Here is a 5,793-nt window from a genome sequence, read left to right on the forward strand (position 1 = left end):
TTCACATAGAAAACACCTGAATAATAACTTCAGGTGTTTTTTTATTTAATTCAAGTAGTATATAAAATAAAATTTGAGTTAGAAATCATATGGATTTACTGAATGCTCATTAAAAATGAACTTTAAGATACCATGATTTATACCCTGTTGGAAGATTGAGTTTAAATTTAGATAAAGTGCATATATAGATGAAGCACATGAGAATTGAAACTAAATTATTAGCTCTCATTATTTGATTCTTATTCAAAGGTTGAGTTTTAAGATAGTTTATCTATATATAACTAAAGAAATATATTATATAAATGTAATTAATTTAGAATAATTATAATAATATTATAATGAGAGCTTTATATTAAAGGAGAGAATATAAAATTGAATAACTTTATGTCAGAATCTATTTTTGAGCATAAATTTTGGCTACAAATATTAGGGGATCATTCTAGGTTTATTCATACTTCACTATCTCCAAAAGAAAAAGAATTTATATTAGAATCAGGTAATTTTATTATGATTTTTGATGACCTTTTAAGAAAGGCTAATAGAGCAACAACTAATGATGAAGTGGAAAGATTAAATATAGAAGCTATGAAAGCAGCAGAAGCTTTAAGAGCCTTCAAACTTAAAATTCTTAATAAAATGCTAACTAATAAAGTTGAAATAAGTTTACCTCCAACTTTTTTAAATCATATGTTAAATGAATTAGAAGAATACTTAATTATATTGATACATTTAATAAGAGGACAAGGTATACTCTTTAATTCTTTACATTATCATATTCTTTGGTTATTAGATGGATCAGGACATGCAGCTTCTATAGTATCTAACTTAGACATGATAGAGAAACCTTTAATAAGGAAATCCATGAATTATGAAAAGGCCTTTAATGATTTATATAATAAATCTATTGAGTTAAAGGGATATAAGAGAACAGGACTAAAGAGGTTTAATGCTTTAGATCAGTTAGATCAGGATGCAGATAATGAGATGACTTCTTTTAAGAAGTTCCTAGAGGAATTAAAGGTATTGGTAGAGGATAATAGGGTATTAGGAACTATTAAACCACTAGTACTTGATCATATGATTAGAGAAGAGTGTTATTACCTAACTAAGCTATCTAAGGTTGCTAATGTAGAGGATCCTAAATGTGATCCAACTAAGGAGAGAGTAGAAGATTAGTTATAAATAGTGAAGAGTATTATTAGTTACTAAAAAGTAAATTAGTAGATCATATAGATAACATATTTAAAGCGAATAGTATAGTTATACTTAAAATCAAAGGACTTAGTACAATGTTAACTTAAGTAACTGTACTAAGTCTTATTTTAAGCTTATATGGTTTTCAAATTAAACCTCAACTTATAACTAAGTTTAAGTAGTGCATAATATAAGTTTTGAGTTAGAATCGTATATAGGGTTCTTAACTTATACACATGATTTTTATCTTATGACCTTGTGGTTTGAAGTTACGTATGAATTAACACGGGAACTCTATAGCACTAGAAAGGAGTTAATTGTATAATTGAGGAAAGATATTATTATAATTATTAAATAAGCAATATTCGTATTTGGGATATACTGGTTATTAGAAATATTAGTGAGGGATAAAAATGAAAACAATATTTGAAAATAATATTATTAGACTAAGAGAAGCTATGTTAGAAGATGCAGAGGAATTACTAAAACTAACTAATGATGAAGAGGTTATGAGATACTATGGAATGGGGGCATATAATAATATAGATGAAGCTGAAGAAGAAATTAAGTGGTTCCTAAATCTTTCAGAGGAAGATAAAGGTGTGAGATGGGTGATAGCAGATAGAGATAGCAATAATTATGTTGGAGATGTTGGAATATTTAATCTTAGTAAAAATCATAATAGAATTGAAATAGGGTTTAAGCTTAATAAAGAATATTGGAATAAAGGGATAATGAGAGAATGTATTAAAAGAGTATTAGAATTTGGCTTCAATGAGAAAAGGTATAATAGAATTGAAGCTTTAGTTGATAAAAGAAATATAGGATGCAAGAAGACTTTAGAGAGTAATGGCTTTAAGTTAGATGGATTACTTAGGGAATATGAATATGAGAATGGTGAGTATGTTGATTTAGAAATGTATTCAATTCTACGAAGAGAGTATAAGAAATAAGAGACTTAATACTTTATTAAATAGCCTGTTATACTATAGATAAAACACATAATAATTAAAACTAAATCACCAGCTACCATTATTTAAAGCAAACTCAAAAATTGAGTTTTAGGATGGTTAGCTATAATTAAATCTTAAAATAGAACTAATTTAGATTATAAAGTACAAAAGTTAGATATATAGAAGTTATTAATTTTAAGAAAACAATTTAAATATAAAAGGTACTTAAAGAGAAAAATACATATGGAAAGGTGGTGAAGTTTAGTGAGATTAATAGTTAAAAGAAGATATCTCACTAAGCAGTAAGAATGACAGAAAGAGAAAAAATGATAAATGGAGAATTTTATGATGCTGGAGATGAAGAGCTTATAAAACTTAGAAAAAATGCTAGAAGGCTTACTAGATTATTTAATAATACCACAGAAGAAGAGGGGAGTAAGAAAAAGGAAATACTTAAGGAGCTACTTGGAGGGTTTCAGGGAGAACTTACTGTAGAGCTTCCCTTTGCCTGTGATTATGGAGTGAATATTTATATGGGAAAGGATGTTTTTATAAATTTTGATTGTGTAATATTAGACTGTGCTCCAGTTAATATTGGAGATAATGTACTTATTGCCCCTAATGTAAGGATATATACAGCAACTCATCCTATAGATCCAATCACTAGAAAGGAAGGGATAGAATATGCAAAGCCTATAACCATAGGTAATAATGTGTGGATAGGGGGAGGCGTCATAATAACTCCAGGAGTAACTATTGGTGATAACAGTGTAATAGGAGCGGGAAGTGTGGTTACAAAGGATATACCAGCCAATATGGTGGCAGTTGGAAATCCATGTAGGGTTATAAAGTCAGTAAATGATTAAGAATAAATAATTTATAAATTATTTATTTAGAATGAGTTCTTTTCTTAGAATGAGACTATTATTGTAAAGTATTCTATAGATAGATATATACTGATATGGAGATAGTAAAGCTTAGAAAATTAATTTACATCTTTATACCGAAGGTATATATTAGGAGAAAGATATAAAAATAAGGTTTATTAGGGTATAGGGGTAGTTTATATGAAAAAAAGGGTTATAGTTATAGGATGTTCTTTAGCTATAATAGGATTAATAGGTGGTTACTTTTTTATAAATGGAAAAGAGAAAGCTTCAAGTAACAATGAAAGGATTCTACTAGAGAACAATGAGAATGATACAAATGAAAATAAAAAAGAATATGTTAGTAGGAATTTAGGATTCTCAATTACTTTTCCATCTAGCTGGACAAATCATTATAGGGTTGAAGAGTCTAGTGATGGTATTATGGTATTTTTCAAACCTAAGGAAAAGCCTTTAACCTATAAAGGAGAAGGATGGTTATTTTCAATAACTAAGAAAACAGGTGATAAAGATAAAGAGTATTATGATAGCGTGGGACCTGCTAAAACTTTTCAAGTTAATGGAGTAACTTATTTAATAGGGGGACCAACTGATTTTCCTCTCCTTGAAGATCATCCAGAGCTGAATAAATTTCATGAAATGATGAAGGAAAGACCTAAAGTTGTGACTACCATTAAGGTCCTTAAGTAGTATACCTTATCTTAAGGATAAGATGTTTTGAATAAATTCTGTAATAGGATACTAGACTCCAATGATTTAAAGCTTAAATATGTTTAAATTAGCTTTTCATGTTAAGGGCTTAAATAAGACAATTAATTTTTAGGTTATTGAGCTAGTATCATTTATTCACTTAATAAACACTAAGAGATATAAGTAAAAAGACGAAAAGGTTATAGAAAGAGTATTTTTAGTTTATTAAAATTAAAATATCTTTCAATAGTACCTAAATGGGTACTAGAGCACATAATAGTGTCTACTTGATAAAATTTATAGACCTGTTAAGCTATTTATATGGGGATAACACATATAGGAGGTTTAGATAATGGAATATTTTGAAACTATTAAAAAGAGATGTAGTGTGAGAGCATATAAGTCTGATGAGGTAGAAAAGAAAAAGCTAGACATGGTTTTAGAAGCTGGAAGATTAGCTCCTACTGCTGTAAATTTTCAGCCTTTTAAGATACTAGTTATATCTACTAAGGGAAAAGAAGAGGACCTTAAGAAGATATATAAACAGGATTGGTTTTCTCAGCCACCTTTTATTATTGGAGTTTGTTCAATACCAGAAAAAGCTTGGGTGAGAAGGGATAACAAAAACTATAGTGATGTAGATGCTTCTATAGTAATGGATCATATGATACTAGCTGCTACTGATTTAGGCCTTGGTACATGCTGGGTTGGAGCTTTTAATGTTGAAGCTGCAAGAGAAGTGCTTAACCTTGAGGAGTCATGGGAGCCAATAGCATTTACTCCTTTAGGATATGCTAAAGAAGATGCTGTTCCAAGAAAGAAAAAGCCTATAGATGATATTGTGGTTTATAGGTAGTTTAATATATATGTATCACATATACCTAGAATTTAAAACAAAAGCTATCACAATATAAGAAGAAAAGTCCTTGCAGATTATTGCGAGGACTTTTCTTCTTTTACTCTACAAGGGTCAAATTTTAAGTCTAAAGGTAAGCTATCCATATAAGTATTTGCCCAGTCTGATAATGACTGTAGAATTGGAACTAGACTTCTTCCTAAATCAGAAAGGGAATATTCAACCTTTGGAGGAACTTCAGGATACACTTTTCTAATTATAAATCCATCCTTTTCTAATTCTCTTAACTGTTGAGTTAACATTTTTTGAGTAACCTTAGGTAGGCTACTTTTAATCTCACCAAATCTTAAGGTTCCTTTTGATAAATGCCATAAAATTAAAGACTTCCACTTTCCGCCGATAAGGTCAAGGGTAAGTTCCATTTGGCATAGATATTCTTTATTTCCTACTTTAAACATAGTAAATCCCCCATCTATAAAATTTGATATTTTCCTAGGATTTAATGGCTTGAGTCTTTGGCTATCTCTTCAATATAAATACAGTAACTCATTTATTTATAAGAGTAACTGGATAAAATATACATAATTATTTTAGCATAAGAGGTAAATCAAGACCAGTAAGAGAGCCTAAGTTTGAGTTATGATATAAATTCAGTAAAGTAGGGCGAGAGAGTAATAGCTATGATTTATTAAAGTAGATAGTTTAGATTATTAACTATCATGGATTAAAGTTAATACTTTGGTTCATTAACATAAATGGAAATTTGTTTCAATTCAATATAGGGATAAAGAGTTGAGTGTTTTAAGAGTTGTTATATAGGTTATAAGGATATGACTTTAGTCATATATAAATTATGACCTTATACACTAAAAAAATTTACAATATTATCTATAATTAAATTAAGGATTAAGAGAAAATCACATAAGTATAATAAAGAAGTTTTCTTATTGGGAATTTATGAATTATATCTTAATAGTAAAAAAGCTTAATGGTAGATAAGAAAAAATAGATTTAATAAATATTTAGGAGGAGAGTTATTTATGAAGGTATTAGAGATAAAGGATCTTTTAAAGAAATTTCAAGAGTTAGTAGCCGTGGATAATATAAATCTTTCTGTAGAAGAAGGAGAAATATATGGACTTTTAGGACCTAATGGAGCGGGAAAGAGTACAACTATAAATTTGATTTGTGGACTTCTTAGGAAGGATAAGGG

Annotated in this window: 7 protein-coding genes; 6 read left to right on the forward strand and 1 reads right to left on the reverse strand. The window is 28.7% G+C overall.

Annotation, left to right across the window (positions count from 1 at the left end; genetic code table 11):
- Positions 1–372: 372 nt before the first annotated feature.
- The 5 genes from AB2369_RS10740 to AB2369_RS10760 all read left to right on the forward strand — a co-directional run bounded on the left by AB2369_RS10740 (position 373) and on the right by AB2369_RS10760 (position 4,580).
- On the forward strand, positions 373–1,176 hold the full coding sequence (locus AB2369_RS10740) for a DUF2935 domain-containing protein (RefSeq protein ID WP_367666478.1): 804 nt from the start codon (positions 373–375) through the stop codon (positions 1,174–1,176).
- Between the two features lie 431 nt (positions 1,177–1,607).
- Positions 1,608–2,147: a GNAT family N-acetyltransferase gene (locus tag AB2369_RS10745; protein WP_367666479.1), complete on the forward strand. Its 540-nt coding sequence runs from the start codon at positions 1,608–1,610 to the stop codon at positions 2,145–2,147.
- Between the two features lie 308 nt (positions 2,148–2,455).
- Positions 2,456–3,013, forward strand: coding sequence for a sugar O-acetyltransferase (locus tag AB2369_RS10750; protein WP_367666480.1), 558 nt, complete (start codon positions 2,456–2,458; stop codon positions 3,011–3,013).
- A 201-nt stretch (positions 3,014–3,214) separates the two neighbouring features.
- Positions 3,215–3,724, forward strand: a complete 510-nt coding sequence (locus AB2369_RS10755; protein WP_367666481.1) for a hypothetical protein — start codon at positions 3,215–3,217, stop codon at positions 3,722–3,724.
- A 352-nt stretch (positions 3,725–4,076) separates the two neighbouring features.
- The gene (locus AB2369_RS10760; RefSeq protein ID WP_367666482.1) at positions 4,077–4,580 is read left to right on the forward strand and encodes a nitroreductase family protein; all 504 of its coding nucleotides are present in this window, start codon (positions 4,077–4,079) and stop codon (positions 4,578–4,580) included.
- Between the two features lie 77 nt (positions 4,581–4,657).
- Here AB2369_RS10760 and AB2369_RS10765 read toward each other — a convergent pair whose 3' ends face one another.
- Positions 4,658–5,038, reverse strand: a complete 381-nt coding sequence (locus AB2369_RS10765; RefSeq protein WP_367666483.1) for a winged helix-turn-helix transcriptional regulator — start codon at positions 5,036–5,038, stop codon at positions 4,658–4,660.
- A 582-nt stretch (positions 5,039–5,620) separates the two neighbouring features.
- On the opposite strand from AB2369_RS10765, the gene AB2369_RS10770 reads away from it, so the two are divergent.
- On the forward strand, positions 5,621–5,793 hold a 173-nt coding region (locus tag AB2369_RS10770), incomplete at its 3' end, for an ATP-binding cassette domain-containing protein (protein WP_367666484.1).

It is taken from the genome of Clostridium sp., from assembly GCF_040797585.1.
Classification (GTDB): Bacteria; Bacillota; Clostridia; order Clostridiales; family Clostridiaceae; genus Clostridium_Z.